Source organism: Aeromonas sp. CA23 (genome assembly GCF_002587065.1).
Taxonomy (GTDB): Bacteria; Pseudomonadota; Gammaproteobacteria; order Enterobacterales; family Aeromonadaceae; genus Aeromonas; species Aeromonas bestiarum.
Window position 1 is genome coordinate 364,176 of record NZ_CP023818.1, and the last position, 13,547, is coordinate 377,722.

Here is a 13,547-nt window from a genome sequence, read left to right on the forward strand (position 1 = left end):
ATTATTGATTCAGATCAAATAAACATCTAGGATGCAGCTTATTAAGTGACATTTTAGATGTTCAATTAGCAAGGACCTCCTATGTTAGACCAAGCCACCATCGCCGTCATCAAAAGCACCATCCCTTTGCTCGAATCGGCGGGGCCTGCCCTCACCCAGCATTTCTACCAGCGCATGTTCAGTCACAACCCGGAACTGAAGGATATTTTCAACCTGGCGCACCAGCGCAGCGGCGGTCAACCGCTGGCGCTGTTCAATGCGGTGGCGGCTTACGCCAGGAATATCGACAACCTGGGAGCCCTGGCCGGCGCGGTGGAACGCATCGCCCACAAACACACGGGTTTCATGATCCAGCCGGAACAATATCACATTGTAGGTAGTCATCTCTTGGCCACGCTCAAAGAATTGGGTGGAAGTGCGGTCACCGAAGAGGTGCTGGATGCCTGGGGCAAGGCTTACGGTGTACTGGCCAGCATCTTCATCGGCCGGGAGAGCGAGATCTATCAGGAGAAGGCGAGCGAGATCGGTGGCTGGCAGGGTCCCCGCCCCTTCATCATCAAGGAGAAACGGGTCGAGAGCGAGCTCATCACCTCCTTCGTACTGGCGCCGCTCGATGGCAAACCCGTGCTGCACTTCAAGCCGGGCCAGTACCTCAGCATCAAGCTGGCCCACCCCGAGCTCGAATATCAGGAGATCCGCCAATACTCCCTCTCCGATGCGCCGAACGGTCGCGATTACCGCATCAGCGTCAAGCGCGAGCCCCAGGGCCAGGTCTCCAACCTGCTGCACGATCATCTGCATGCTGGCGATCAGGTGGAACTGATGCCACCGACCGGCGACTTCTTCCTGCAGGCCGATGCCAGCACGCCCGTGGTACTGCTCTCTGCCGGCGTGGGCCTCACCCCCATGCTGAGCATGCTCAACCAGCTGCTGGCCAAGGGCCATGCGGCCGACATCTGCTGGCTGCATGCCTGTGAACAGGGTGCACTGCACGCCTTCAAGGAGGATATCCGGCACAAGCACGAGCAGCACGACCAGCTGCAGAGCCGGGTCTGGTATCGGGAGCCGGAGGCTCAGGATGAGCAAGGGAAGGACTACGACTTCCACGGCACCATGGACTTGAGCCAGGTGGCCGAGTTGCTGGCGCCGCAGGCCCACTACTACTTCTGCGGTCCGCTTGGCTTCATGCAGGCGATCAAGGCGCAGTTGAGCGCGGCGGGCATACCGGCCGATCAGCTGCACTACGAAGTTTTTGGTCCCCATCAGGATCTTTAAACGAGGCAGCCCCCTATAAAGCAAGGAGGATCCAGCCTGTCATGGCACGGCGGCCGGATCCGGACCCACAGATGCAGATCTGTGGGTCATTTTTTATTCAGTGCATCGCCTTGGCACGGGCGATGGCATTGGCCGGCATGCGGTTGGCCAGGCGGCTCAGCAGGCTGGTCGCCTTCTGATGCAGCGCCTTGTCACCGATCACAGTGCTGTGCAGCCAGTGGTAGGCCTCTTCATAATCCAGCGGGCTGCCCATCCCCTGCAGCAGCATCTCGACCCACTCGACCTGTGCCCGTTGAAATCCCAGACTGGCGGCTTCACGCATCAGGGTCTCGGCCTTGACCAGATCCTTCTGCACCAGGGTGCCCTTCCAGTAGTAGCGGCCCAGCTGTTCCAGCGCCGGCGCCAGCCCTTGATTGGCCGCCTCCCACATGAATTTGACCCCGAGCTCGGCATCAGGCTTGATGCAGACACCCCAGGCCAGCATGTCGCCCCACAGGAACTGATAGGCCGGCACCTTCATCACCTCGGCCCGCACCTCTATGTCCTGAGTAAGCTGGCACCTGTCCTGCTTCACCTGCTGCAAGTGACGACCCTGTTCAATCCAGTTGAGCAGCTCGTCCTGGCGATAGAGGGGGACCGCCTGCAAATTGCTGCTGTCGATGCCCAGACCGCCGCCACCCGATGGCGTGCTGGTCATGGGCCGGCTGGTCGGAGAGAGTCCGCTCTCCGCTGTGGCGGCGGGGGATGGGGTCGCAGGCGCAGATCCCGTCGCAACGGGAGCGGGCTCAGCTGCGGGTGTCGACTCGGACGCAACAGGCAAGGGCGCGGCAGCGGGAACAGCGCCGGATCCGGCAGGCTGGGCAGCGGCAGACACAGCGCTCTGGACTGCAACCGCTGGCGACTCGGCGGCAGACACTGCGCTCTGGGCTGTAACCGCTGGCGACTCGGCGGCAGACACTGCGCTCTGGGATGCCATCGCCTGCTCGGCAGCGGAAACCGCGCTGCTCGCTGTGGGGGTGGCGGCGGACGCCTGAGGCTCAGCGCCCTGTACCTGGGTGGTCAGCAAACAGACAAGGCCGACAAGGGTAAGTGGTTTCATCATAAGGTTCTCCTGCTGCTCTCTGTTATCGGCAGCCGGCCCCATCCCCTTAGCCCGTCGCCATCTGCATCTGTCACCCATGACAAAGGGGAGCCGAAGCTCCCCTTGTTTGTCAGCCATACGGCTTACTTGACGAAGTCGACACCCAGCTGGATATCGGCTTTCAGGGTGGCCAGCATGCCATCCATAGCCGCTTGCTCGAAGGCACTCAGCTTGCCGTAGTCCAGTACGGTTTCGACGCCGTTCTTGCCCAGCAGTATGGGTTGCGCGAAGAAGGTCGCATGTTTGCCGTCGCCTTCCACATAGGCGCACTCGATGACGTTGGCTTCGCCTTGCAGACCCTTGATCAGCGACAGACCGAAACGGCAGGCCGCCTGGCCCATGGAGAGGGTGGCAGATCCGCCACCGGCCTTGGCTTCCACCACTTCGGTACCGGCGTTCTGGATACGCTTGGTCATGGCAGCCACTTCTTCAGCAGTGAAGGAGGCGCCTTCGATCTGGGACAGCAGCGGCAAAATGGTCACGCCACTGTGGCCACCGATCACGTTGACACGCACCTTGTCGACGTTCAGACCCTTGGCCTCGGCCACGAAGGTCTCGGCACGGATCACGTCCAGGGTGGTGACACCGAACAGGCGGCGCTTGTCATAGACACCAGCTTTCTTCAGCACTTCGGCGGCGATGGCAACCGTGGTGTTGACCGGGTTGGTGATGATGCCGATCAGCGCTTTCGGGCAGGTAGCGGCACATTTTTCCACCAGATTCTTGACGATACCGGCGTTGATATTGAACAGATCGGAACGATCCATACCGGGCTTGCGCGCCACACCGGCGGAGATCAGCACCACATCGGCGCCGACCAGAGCCAGGCTCGGATCTTCACCGCAGAAACCTTTTACTTTCACGTCAGTCGGGATATGGCTCAGATCGACCGCCACACCCGGAGTGACCGGGGCTATGTCATACAGGCTCAGTTCGGAACCGGCAGGAAGGCGATTTTTCAACAGCAGAGCGAGGGCTTGGCCTATGCCACCGGCGGCACCCAGAACGGCAACTTTCATGATCAACTCCATGTTTAAGCGTAGGTTTAAGGTTGTTTCTTGTTGTGGGCCCAACCTTAATGGATCCCCCCCTAAAAAACAATCTGATAACAGTTGCAATCACGGGTTCTGTGAGCCAAGAAACAGGCGGTGAATAAAAATGGGGGGAAATGCAGAAAATCAGAGGGGAAGCACAGATTCCCTGCACTTCCCCTTACCATAAATAGGTAGATCTACCGAACTCAGGCCTGGAATGCCAGGGCTCGCCGTTCACACCAGCGAAACCCAATTGTTAACAATCCGTTCATGGTCAGATAGAGGCCACCGGCCACGGTGAACACCGCCAGAGTGTCATAAGTCTGGGCGTTGAGGCGCTGGGCCAGACCCATCACATCCATGATGGTGATGGTGCTGGCGAGCGAACTCCCCTTGAGCACCAGGATCACCTCGTTGGAATAGGCGGGTACCAGCCGCCGTGCGGCGTGGCGCACCTTCATCCACAGGGTCTGCCCGGCCGAGAAACCGAGTGCACGGCACGCCTCCACCTCGCCGGATGGAATGGCATCCAGCGCCCCCTTGAACAACCGGGTGGAGTAAGCCGCCGTGTTGAAGCCAAGGGCCAGCACGGCGCAGAACCAGGGCTGCTTGAGCAGCGGCCAGAGCGGCCCGGACTTGAGCCACTCGAACTGGCCCGGCCCGTAATAGATGAGGAAGATCTGGATGAGCAGCGGCGTGCCGGTGAAGATCAGCACCCACAGCTGTACCAGCTGGGTCGCCACCGGAATCCGTCGTTCCAGCACCCAGGTCATGGCGGCGGCCAGCAGCACGCCGAGCAGCAAGCTCAGTGCCGTAAGTTGCAGGGTAATCGCCAGCCCACCCAGCAGCGTCATAAGATAGTCCTGCATGGTCAACCTCCGTAGCGATGGGTATAGCGAGCTGTCTGCTTAAAACCGCATTCACTCAGCTGACTGAAGACGGTCGATTGCAGGGTGATCACCAATCCCCCCAGCAGAGTCATGAGATAGTCCTGCATGGTCAACCTCCGTAGCGGCGGGTATAGCGGGCTGCCTGCTTGAGGCCGAACTCACTCACCAGACTGATGGCCAGATAGATGAGGGCCGCGGCGGCATACCAGGTAAAGGGTTCATAGGTGCTGGCCGAGGCCATCTGGGCCTGACGCATCATCTCGTTCACCCCTATGAGGGAGACCAGCGCCGTGTCCTTGAGCAGCACCAGCCACTGGTTGCCGAGCCCCGGCAGGGCATGACGCCAGGCCTGGGGCAGCACGATGCGAAAGAAGATGTGTCCCTTGCCAAGGCCGAGCGCCAGCGCCGCCAGCCGCTGTCCGGCGGGCACCGCATTGAGCGCAGCCCGCAGGGTCTGGGTGGCATAGCTGGCAAACAGCAGGGAGAGCGCCAGCACGCCGCAGGCGAACGGGCTGAACTCCACATACTCGCCGGTGATGAGGAACAGCACCTGGGTCGAGCCGAAGTAGATGAACAGCACCACCAACAACTCGGGCAGGCCACGGATCAGCGTGGTGAGTGTGGCCACCGGCCACACCAGCGCGCGCTGCTTGCTCAGTTCGGCGGCGCTGAACGCCAGCGCCAGCACCATGCCCCCGACCAGTGATGCCAAGGCCAGCCCCAGGGTCATCCAGGCTGCATCCAACAACAGGCTCAACATGGCTTAGTGCGCGAAGTATTTGTCGAAGATTTTCTGATAGGTGCCATTGGCCTTGATCTCGGCCAGCCCCTTGTTCAGCTGAGTCAACAGCTCCTGATTGCCCTTGGCGACCGCGATGCCAAAGCCGGTACCGAAATACTTGGCGTCGGTCACAGGGGTGCCGATCACGGCATATTCCTTGTGCTGCTTGAGCCAGTCGGCGGCGACTGCGGTATCGGCAAAGACGCCGTCGGTACGGCCGTTCATCATGTCGAGGAAAGCGCTCTGGTAGCTGGCGTAGGGTACGGTCAGCAGGCCCTTGCTGATCCAGTTGTCCACCAGATAGGACTGGTGGGAGGTGCCGTTCTGCACGCCGACCGTCTTGTCCACCAGCTCTTCCGGCCCCTTGAAGGCGCCCTTCTTGGCCACGAACACGGCGGAGTTCTCGTAATAGATGTCGGAGAAGTCGACCTGGGCGGCCCGCTCCGGGGTCACGTCCATGGCGGCGATGGCGGCGTCATAGCGACGGAACTTGAGGCTGGGGATCAGGCTGTCGAAGGCCTGGTTGTGGAAGCTGCACTCCAGCTTGGCCTGGGTGCAGATGGCACGGGCCAGATCGATGTCAAAACCCTGGAACTCGTTCTTGTCATCCAGGTATTCGAACGGAGCATAAGTGGCCTCGGTGGCGAACTTGATCTCCTTGGCCAGCACCGAGGTGCTCAACAGGCCCATGGCAGCAACCAGCAACAGACTCTTTTTCATGACAGCTTCCTTATCGATTTGAATATCAATGCATCAAGAACTCGGCAAACCGGCTGGTTTGCGGGGATGTGAAAATGGCGGCGGAGCCGGATTCGATGATCCGTCCCTTCTCCAGATAGATCACCTGACTGGCCACCTTGCGGGCGAACTCCACCTCGTGGGTCACCACCACCTGGGTGATGCCGGTCTGGCCCAGATTGCGGATGATCTCCGCCACCTCTTTGGTGATCTCGGGATCGAGGGCCGCCGTCGGCTCGTCAAACAGCAGCACCTGGGGATCCATCATCAGGGTACGAGCGATGGCCACCCGCTGCTGCTGGCCGCCGGAGAGCCGGGCAGGCCAGGCATCGCGCTTGTCGGCCAGTTGCAACTGGGTCAGCAGGTAGGCGCCCTTCTCGGTGGCCGCCGCCTTGCTCATGCCGAGCAGCTTGACGGGGGCCTCGATCAGGTTCTCCATCACGGTCAGATGTGGCCACAGATTGTACTGCTGAAACACCATGCCCACCTTGCGGCGCAGCGCCTGTGCCTGACGGTTGAATTCGGCGGCAGAGAGGCTGGACGGGAAAGAAAATTCACTTTCACCTATGCGCAATACACCGGCATCCGGGGTGTCCAGCAGGTTCATCATGCGCAGCAGCGAACTCTTGCCGGCACCGCTCGGGCCCAGCAGCACCAAGGTCTCACCGGGTGCAGTCCGAAAGCTGACATCTTGCAGTACCGGCACCTTGTGCCAGGATTTTTCGATACCGATTAATTCAATACCCATACAGCCCAATTGAATAAGTTTTCAAAATTTCGTCCCGATTTTAGCCCCAACATGGGTGGATGCAAGCTAATTTTGAATCAATATGCAGAACAAGCGCCGCTTCCTTGCAAAAATAGGCACATGAATGCAAAATGGGCACGCTGTTCATATCTGCCGCCTGAGCGTGACAGGCAGCCACACCTCCTCATTCGTGAGTCCAAGATGAAGCATAACGACAAGCAAGAAAAACTGGCCAAGGCCTTTAAAGCCTTGCTGAAAGAAGAACGATTTGGCTCCCAGGCAGAGATAGTGACTGCCCTGCAAGAGATGGGCTTCGAAAACATCAACCAGTCCAAGGTATCGCGCATGCTGAGCCGCTTCGGCGCCGTTCGCACCCGCAATGCCAAGATGGAGATGGTCTACTGCCTGCCGGTGGAACTGGGCGTGCCCACCACCTCCAGCCCGCTCAAGAACCTGGTACTGGACGTCGACCACAACGGCGCCCTGGTGGTGATCCACACCAGTCCGGGGGCGGCCCAGCTCATCGCCCGCCTGCTCGACTCCCTCGGCAAGGCCGAAGGGATCCTCGGCACCATAGCCGGTGATGACACCATCTTCATCACCCCGACCAGCGACACCGACATCGAAGAGCTCTACCTCTCCGCCCTCGAGCTGTTCGAACAGACCCCTTAATCAGGCACGTCCGTCCCGCTGTGGTGACGCCCCCTGAACGAAAAATCCCGGCCAAGGCCGGGATTTTTGTTGGTCATCTCAACCGCGCTTATTTACCCTGCGACACCAGATAATCCTCGGACGGCGCGAAGAAGGCGGCCCCGGTCACGGCGCTGGTGAAGCGCAGCAGGTGGTCGAAGTGACTGCCCTCCCCCTTGTACATGCTGGCCAGCATGGCGTTGAAGTGCTGCGGCGTGCGACAGCAGGAGATGAAGTAGAGCCCCTGCTCTGTCATGGTGCCCCAGGGCATGCTCTGGCGCAGTATCTCCATGGACTCGCCCTTCGGGGTCTTGAGGTTGACCCGCTTGATGTGGGCGGTCAGCGGCTTGTCGGCCGACTCATACTCTATGTTGTCGGCCTTGGTGCGACCTATGATGTCTTCCTGCTCTTTCAGGGCCAGCCTCTCCCAGTCGCTCATGGCGTGCACCCAGCGCTGGACGTGGATATAGGAGCCACCGGCAAATTCGCCCCCCTCGAGCAGCGCCACTTCGGCCCTATGCTCATCCTGCGGGTTTTCGGTGCCGTCGACGAAGCCGGTCAGATCCCGGCAATCCAGATTGCGGAAACCACGCACCTCTTCCGCCAGGGCCACCAGCCCCGCCAGCAGGGCCATCACGCGCTGACCGGCGTGGTGCAGCACATCGACCCGATCGGCGCGCAGCTGCACGAAGAGATCAAACGGGGTATTCGGCGCCTTATGACCATTGGCTTCCTGAGCCATAAAGCCACGGAACTGGGGCGGACGGGCGGCAGGGTAGAGACCATCCCAGGCATCGGCGCCGACGGCGACCAGACCGCTGAAACTGGCATCGGGGAAATCGGCGGCAACTGCTTCCCACAGGGCAGGCAAGCTGGCCAGACGGGCCACCAGTTCGGCTCCGTCACCGGTGCGATTGAACATCAGATAGAGGGCGTGCAGATTCGGCTCTGCACAGATCCCGGCTTGGGCTTTCATATATCTCTCCCCTGAACAGGCATTAGCTATGTTGGCGTTGCGTTGCGCGATTATAAACCAGAGTGAATCCAGTTCCTTGATTTCACAACGATATCAGGTCTGTCACGGCAATGGATCAAACAGCACCAGCGCATGCGGGGCAAGGTTGACCCTGGCCCGCATCCCGCCAAGCGGCTCGCCAATGCTGGCCTCGAGCCGCTGGCCGCCACACTCGAACAACACCCGGCAGTGATGGCCGAGGAACTGCTGCTCCAGCACCGCCAGCTCACCGCCGTCGACGGCCTCCAGCAACAGCTGCTGGGGTCTGAGCATCAATTGCAGCAGCTCGCCCACGGCACGGCCGTGAGGCTCGGTGCCGCACACCACCCCCAGCGACGTCTGCACGCAGTGGCTGTCCACCACCTCGGCCGCCAGGTAGTTGACCCCGCCGAGAAACTCCGCCACGAAGCGGTTCTGCGGGCGACGATAGAGCTGCTCCGGCTGGCCCACCTGCTCGATGTGACCCGCCCGAAACAGCGCCAGCCGGTCGGCGAAGGCAAACGCCTCCTCCTTGCTGTGGCTGACGAAGATGGCGCCTATCCCCTGCTGCTTGAGCAGGGCGCGGATCTCGAGAATAAGCTTCATCCGCACCTGGGTATCTATGTTGGAGAAAGGCTCGTCCAGCAGCATCAGCCTGGGCTTGCACACCAGGGCGCGGGCGATGGCGACCCTCTGCTGCTGGCCGCCGGAGAGTTCATGCGGATAACGCGCACCCAGCCCCTGCAGATTGACCAGCGTCAGCGCCTCATCCACCTGCTGCTGGCGAGCGCTGCGATCGAGCCGGGTCAGGCCGAAGCCGACGTTGTCGGCCACCGTCAGGTGCGGAAAGAGGGCGTAATCCTGAAAAATCATGCCGATGTTGCGCGCCTCGGGGGGCACGCAGCCACCGGGCCCATCCAGCAGGGTATCGCCAAGGCGAATAGCGCCCCCTGCCAGCGGCAGCAGACCGGCAATGGCCTTGAGCAGCGTGGTCTTGCCGCAACCGCTCGCCCCCAGCAGGCAGACGATCTCGTTGTCAGCCACCGTCAGGGAGAGCTGCTCCAGCACATTGCGGCCGTTGTAACGGCAACTGACATTTTCAACCTGCAAGCAAGACACGGCTGGCTTCCCCTTATATTTTAAATTCGACGCAACCACTCGCTACCCTCAAACAGGCAGACGATCTCGTTGTCGGCCACCGTCAGGGAGAGCTGCTCCAGCACATTGCGGCCGTTGTAACGGCAACTGACATTTTCAACCTGCAAGCAAGACACGGCTGACTTCCTCATATTCTTTTGGTTCGAACCGACCTGCGGCCGGACAAGATTGCAGAGATTCATCTGCCCGTTCAGTGGCCCGGACTGTCCAGGCTGCGGTTGACCCAGATCAGCGGCAGCAAGCCCACCAGCACTATGACGATGGCGCCGAGCGCCCCCCGCTCCAGCATCTCGTCCGAGACGAATTGATAGACGTGGGTCGCCAGGGTATCGAAGTTGAAGGGCCGCAGCAGCAGGGCGGCGGGCAGCTCCTTCATGGATTCGATGAACACCAGCATGGCGCCGGCAAACAGGCCGCGCCGCACCAACGGCAGATGAACCCGTCGCAGCATGCCGCCATCCCCCTGCCCCAGGGAGCGGGCCGCCATGTCAAGGCTGGGGGAGATCTTGCCCATGCTGCTCTCTACCGAGCCGATGGCGATGGCCACGAAGCGCACCAGGTAGCCGAACACGATGGCGGTGATGGTGCCGGTCAGCAGCAGGCCGGGGCCCTGGCGGCCGAGCCACTCGGCCAGATCGTTGATGGCAAAATCGAGGGCCGTCAGCGGCACCAGCACGCCGATGGCCAGCACAGTGCCCGGCATGGCGTACCCCATGGCAGAGATGCGCAGGGGCAGCAGGCTCCTGACTCCGCCATCGAGGCGGCGGAAGAAGCCGAGCAGCAGGGCTATGCCCATGGCGAGCAGAGCGGTCAGCGTCGAGATGAGCAGACTGTTGCCGGCGAAGCGGACAAACTCCGGCGTCCAGGAGAGTTCGAAATAGCGCACCCCGTAATCAAGCAGGATGACGAACGGCAGGCCGAAACCGGCCAGTACCAGTCCCCAGCACCAGAGACCGGCCAGCCAACGACTCATTCCCTTGAGCGGGTAGCGTAGCGGCGGCTCATGACCCATGGATTTCTGGAACACCTGCTGCCGGCGACGGGAGCGACGCTCGACGGCGATCAGCAGCACCACGGCCAGCAGCATCAGGCAGGAGAGCTTGGCGGCGGTGGCCAGGCTGCCGTAGCCGAGCCAGGTGTCGTAGACCGCCGTGGTCAGGGTGTTGATGGCAAAGAAGTGGACTGTGGCGAAGTCGGCCAGGGTCTCCATCGCCACCAGGGAGATGGCCACCATGATGGCCGGTCGCGCCAGCGGCAGGCTGAGACGACGAAAACTCTGCCAGGGGGTACAGCCGAACAAACGGCTGGAGTGGATCAGGCTGACCGACTGCTCCAGAAACGAGGCGCGGGCCAGCAGATAGACGTAGGGGAAGAGCACCAGCGCCAGCACCCAGGCGGCGCCACCGAGGGATCGAATGGCCGGGAACCAGTAATCCGTCGGTCTGCTCCACTCAAACAGGGTTCGCAATCCCGCCTGCAGCGGCCCCGAGTAGTCGAGCAGGTCGGTATAGACGTAGGCAACGATATAGGAGGGCATGGCCATGGGCAGCATCAGCGCCCACTGCAGGGCGCGGCGCCCCGGCACCTGGCACATGGCGACCAGCCAGGCGGTGGGCACCCCGAACAGCAGGCTGAGCAGCACCACACCCGCCACCAGCCCCAGCGTATTGCCGAGGTAGTCGAGCAGTACCGTATCGGCGAGGTGGCGAAACAGGTCTTCCTCTGCCGAGAAGGCGGAGAAGATCAGGGCGAGCACCGGCAAACCCAGCAGCAGGGCGGTGGCCCAGCTGCCGGCAATCCATCCACAATTTTTCATGAGACCACAGAAGTTGATGGGGCCCTTGGCCCCATCTGATTACAAGTCGAATTTCACTTCATCCAGCAGCTGCAAGGCGTCTTTGCGGTGCTTGGCATAATCGCTGACCGGCATGGGGTCAGACTTGAAACTGCCCCAGGACTTGACCATGGCGGACGGCGCCACCCCGGCCTTGACCGGATACTCGGCATTCACGTCCGCATACATGTGCTGGGCAGTGTCGCCAGCCAGAAACTCCATCAGCTTGCGGGCTTCATCCTTGTTCTTGGCGTACCTGGTCATGGCCACGCCGCTCACGTTGACGTGGGCACCGCGGTCGGCCTGGTTCGGGAAGTTGATGTAGACCGCATCGGCCCAGGACTTCTGCGCCGGATCTTTCAGCATGGCGCCCAGATAGTAGCTGTTGCCGAGCGACAGGTCACAGATGCCATCCTTGATCGCCTTGACCTGATCCCGGTCGTTGCCCTGCGGTTTGCGCGCCAGGTTGGCCTTGACCCCTTCCAGCCAGGTCTTGGCATCTGCCATGCCGTGATGGGCGATCATGGAGGAGACCAGCGCCACATTGTACTCGTGCTTGCCGCTGCGGGTACAAATTTTCCCTTTGAATTCAGGCTTCACCAGATCTTCATAGCTGATGGTGTCGAGCTTGCCGAGGCGATCCTTGCTGGAATAGATGGCACGCACCCGGGTGGTCAGGGCAAACCACTTGTTGTCCGGATCGCGATAGATGGCGGGGATATTCTCCTGCAGTATCTTGCTGTCCACCGGCTGCACCAGATCCTTGTCCACCAGATCGGTCAACCGGCTGATATCGACGGTCAGCATGAGATCGGCCGGGGAGAGCTTGCCTTCCCGCTCCAGACGCTCGTTCAACCCCTCTTTGGCGAACACCACGTTGACCTTGATACCCGATTCCTTCTCGAACTGCTGGATGATGGGCTTGATCAGCTCATCCTGCCGGTTGGAGTAGACGTTCACCTCCCCTGCCGCCAACGCTCCCTGAGCAGCCAGAGTCGAGAAAACCAGAGCCAGCATCTTCATTTTCATCATCCATTCCTTGAGTTGCTATATCGAGTGATAACCATTGCTGTTTGTATTTTGCATTGGCCGCGACAGCGGGATCAAGAAAACATCGAGTGCGGGATCACATATTTAAACGCCGTGCAAACAAAAGGGCCGGATAGAATCCTATCCAGCCCCACCATGGAGTCCATCCGCGACTTCACATCGGCAATCTGTCCGGTCCGGCCAATCAGTAACAGAGTGCCCTTGCTCGAACCGGTATCAGGCGCGAGGGATCAGAGCGCCTCGTCGTCGCTCTCGCCGGTGCGAATGCGCACCGCCTGCAGCAGGTCGTATACGAAGATCTTGCCGTCACCGATCTTGCCTGTGTAGGCCGCCTTGCAGATCGCCTCTATCACACCTTCGACATTGTCATCGGCCGTCGCTATTTCCAGCTTCACCTTGGGTAAGAAGTCGACCTGGTACTCGGCTCCCCGGTATAATTCGGTGTGCCCCTTCTGGCGGCCAAACCCTTTGACCTCGGACACGGTCAGACCCTCGACCCCCAGGTTGGCGACGGCTTCGCGCACATCGTCCAACTTGAAGGGTTTGATAATCGCAGTAATCAGCTTCATCTGGTTGCTCCCAATCCATGGTATGTCATGAATTGGGAATCAATTCTTGTGCCAAGTCTTTTTATTGTTTAATTTCAAAAGGATAGTGTTTGTGTCCGGGATAGATACCCCCCAACATCACCAAGGGAGCGCATCTCGCCCCATAATGAGGCACCAAGCTGAACCAGCCTCTCCCGATGCACCAAACAAGAGCACAGCAGTATGTTAGTCATCTCCAACAGCGTGACCCTGCCCTGGCATGAGCTGCAGTTTCAAGCCATGCGGGCTCAGGGTGCCGGCGGCCAGCACGTCAACAAGACCGACTCCGCCGTCTGGTTGCGCTTCGATTACCGCAGCTCCCCCAGCCTGCCGGATCTCTACAAGGAGGGACTCGACAAGCTGAGCGACAGCCGGGTACACGACGGCTTTATCCAGATCCGCGTCGAGACCCATCGCAGCCAGGACATGAACCGCAAGGAGGCCATGAGCCGCCTGGTGGAGCTGCTGAAGAAGGCCGCCTGGCGCCCCAAGGCCCGTCATGCCACCAAGCCGACCCGCAGCTCCCAGCGCAAGCGGGTCGACGCCAAGAAGCGCAAGGGCGACATCAAGTCGGCCCGCGGCAAACCCGTGCTGGAGTAATACCGCCAGCCTTACGACTTGCCCACG

The 13,547-nt window shown here is 60.8% G+C and carries 16 protein-coding genes; 3 read left to right on the plus strand and 13 right to left on the minus strand.

The annotated features are described in order from the left end of the window. Positions 1–81 precede the first annotated feature (81 nt). Positions 82–1,275, plus strand: coding sequence for an NO-inducible flavohemoprotein (gene hmpA / locus CK910_RS01700; RefSeq protein WP_098980790.1), 1,194 nt, complete (start codon positions 82–84; stop codon positions 1,273–1,275). A gap of 97 nt (positions 1,276–1,372) precedes the next feature. Here hmpA and CK910_RS24015 read toward each other — a convergent pair whose 3' ends face one another. The 7 genes from CK910_RS24015 to CK910_RS01730 form a co-directional block, all read right to left on the minus strand. Then, positions 1,373–1,972, minus strand: a complete 600-nt coding sequence (locus CK910_RS24015; RefSeq protein ID WP_043140619.1) for a tetratricopeptide repeat protein — start codon at positions 1,970–1,972, stop codon at positions 1,373–1,375. Positions 1,973–2,499: 527 nt separating this feature from the next. Beyond that, a complete protein-coding gene (mdh, locus tag CK910_RS01710) occupies positions 2,500–3,435 on the minus strand; it encodes a malate dehydrogenase (RefSeq protein WP_098980792.1) in 936 nt (311 codons plus the stop codon). 221 nt (positions 3,436–3,656) lie between these two features. Continuing rightward, a complete protein-coding gene (gene artM, locus CK910_RS01715) occupies positions 3,657–4,319 on the minus strand; it encodes an arginine ABC transporter permease ArtM (RefSeq protein ID WP_043140611.1) in 663 nt (220 codons plus the stop codon). 2 nt (positions 4,320–4,321) lie between these two features. Then, a complete protein-coding gene (locus CK910_RS24475; RefSeq protein WP_301336237.1) occupies positions 4,322–4,447 on the minus strand; it encodes a hypothetical protein in 126 nt (41 codons plus the stop codon). 2 nt (positions 4,448–4,449) lie between these two features. Then, positions 4,450–5,100: an arginine ABC transporter permease ArtQ gene (gene artQ / locus CK910_RS01720; protein WP_043140609.1), complete on the minus strand. Its 651-nt coding sequence runs from the start codon at positions 5,098–5,100 to the stop codon at positions 4,450–4,452. A 3-nt stretch (positions 5,101–5,103) separates the two neighbouring features. Further along, positions 5,104–5,841: a transporter substrate-binding domain-containing protein gene (locus CK910_RS01725; protein ID WP_043140605.1), complete on the minus strand. Its 738-nt coding sequence runs from the start codon at positions 5,839–5,841 to the stop codon at positions 5,104–5,106. Positions 5,842–5,866: 25 nt separating this feature from the next. Beyond that, positions 5,867–6,607: an ATP-binding cassette domain-containing protein gene (locus CK910_RS01730; RefSeq protein WP_043557508.1), complete on the minus strand. Its 741-nt coding sequence runs from the start codon at positions 6,605–6,607 to the stop codon at positions 5,867–5,869. 201 nt (positions 6,608–6,808) lie between these two features. Between CK910_RS01730 and argR the strand changes: the two genes are divergently transcribed. Next, positions 6,809–7,279, plus strand: coding sequence for a transcriptional regulator ArgR (argR, locus tag CK910_RS01735; RefSeq protein WP_005308670.1), 471 nt, complete (start codon positions 6,809–6,811; stop codon positions 7,277–7,279). 88 nt (positions 7,280–7,367) lie between these two features. Here argR and CK910_RS01740 read toward each other — a convergent pair whose 3' ends face one another. The 6 genes from CK910_RS01740 to glnK form a co-directional block, all read right to left on the minus strand. Then, positions 7,368–8,273: a Dyp-type peroxidase gene (locus CK910_RS01740; RefSeq protein WP_098980793.1), complete on the minus strand. Its 906-nt coding sequence runs from the start codon at positions 8,271–8,273 to the stop codon at positions 7,368–7,370. A gap of 102 nt (positions 8,274–8,375) precedes the next feature. Next, entirely contained in the window at positions 8,376–9,410 is a 1,035-nt protein-coding gene (locus CK910_RS01745; RefSeq protein ID WP_098980794.1) for an ABC transporter ATP-binding protein, read from the minus strand. Between the two features lie 20 nt (positions 9,411–9,430). Further along, on the minus strand, positions 9,431–9,565 hold the full coding sequence (locus CK910_RS24480; protein ID WP_276329632.1) for a hypothetical protein: 135 nt from the start codon (positions 9,563–9,565) through the stop codon (positions 9,431–9,433). A gap of 74 nt (positions 9,566–9,639) precedes the next feature. Continuing rightward, complete coding sequence (locus CK910_RS01750) at positions 9,640–11,265, minus strand: ABC transporter permease (protein WP_098980795.1); 1,626 nt, start codon at positions 11,263–11,265, stop codon at positions 9,640–9,642. 39 nt (positions 11,266–11,304) lie between these two features. Beyond that, entirely contained in the window at positions 11,305–12,312 is a 1,008-nt protein-coding gene (locus tag CK910_RS01755) for a Fe(3+) ABC transporter substrate-binding protein (protein ID WP_098980796.1), read from the minus strand. Positions 12,313–12,563: 251 nt separating this feature from the next. Continuing rightward, complete coding sequence (glnK, locus tag CK910_RS01760; protein ID WP_042869091.1) at positions 12,564–12,902, minus strand: P-II family nitrogen regulator; 339 nt, start codon at positions 12,900–12,902, stop codon at positions 12,564–12,566. A gap of 201 nt (positions 12,903–13,103) precedes the next feature. Between glnK and arfB the strand changes: the two genes are divergently transcribed. Beyond that, entirely contained in the window at positions 13,104–13,520 is a 417-nt protein-coding gene (arfB, locus tag CK910_RS01765) for an alternative ribosome rescue aminoacyl-tRNA hydrolase ArfB (protein WP_042038790.1), read from the plus strand. Positions 13,521–13,547: the final 27 nt, after the last annotated feature.

Coding starts and splice junctions, on each gene's coding strand:
- hmpA (WP_098980790.1), top strand. CDS start 82: ATGTTAGACCAAGCCACCATCGCCGTCATCAAAAGCACCATCCCTTTG.
- CK910_RS24015 (WP_043140619.1), bottom strand. CDS start 1,972: ATGACCAGCACGCCATCGGGTGGCGGCGGTCTGGGCATCGACAGCAGC.
- mdh (WP_098980792.1), bottom strand. CDS start 3,435: ATGAAAGTTGCCGTTCTGGGTGCCGCCGGTGGCATAGGCCAAGCCCTC.
- artM (WP_043140611.1), bottom strand. CDS start 4,319: ATGCAGGACTATCTTATGACGCTGCTGGGTGGGCTGGCGATTACCCTG.
- CK910_RS24475 (WP_301336237.1), bottom strand. CDS start 4,447: ATGCAGGACTATCTCATGACTCTGCTGGGGGGATTGGTGATCACCCTG.
- artQ (WP_043140609.1), bottom strand. CDS start 5,100: ATGTTGAGCCTGTTGTTGGATGCAGCCTGGATGACCCTGGGGCTGGCC.
- CK910_RS01725 (WP_043140605.1), bottom strand. CDS start 5,841: ATGAAAAAGAGTCTGTTGCTGGTTGCTGCCATGGGCCTGTTGAGCACC.
- CK910_RS01730 (WP_043557508.1), bottom strand. CDS start 6,607: ATGGGTATTGAATTAATCGGTATCGAAAAATCCTGGCACAAGGTGCCG.
- argR (WP_005308670.1), top strand. CDS start 6,809: ATGAAGCATAACGACAAGCAAGAAAAACTGGCCAAGGCCTTTAAAGCC.
- CK910_RS01740 (WP_098980793.1), bottom strand. CDS start 8,273: ATGAAAGCCCAAGCCGGGATCTGTGCAGAGCCGAATCTGCACGCCCTC.
- CK910_RS01750 (WP_098980795.1), bottom strand. CDS start 11,265: ATGAAAAATTGTGGATGGATTGCCGGCAGCTGGGCCACCGCCCTGCTG.
- CK910_RS01755 (WP_098980796.1), bottom strand. CDS start 12,312: ATGAAAATGAAGATGCTGGCTCTGGTTTTCTCGACTCTGGCTGCTCAG.
- glnK (WP_042869091.1), bottom strand. CDS start 12,902: ATGAAGCTGATTACTGCGATTATCAAACCCTTCAAGTTGGACGATGTG.
- arfB (WP_042038790.1), top strand. CDS start 13,104: ATGTTAGTCATCTCCAACAGCGTGACCCTGCCCTGGCATGAGCTGCAG.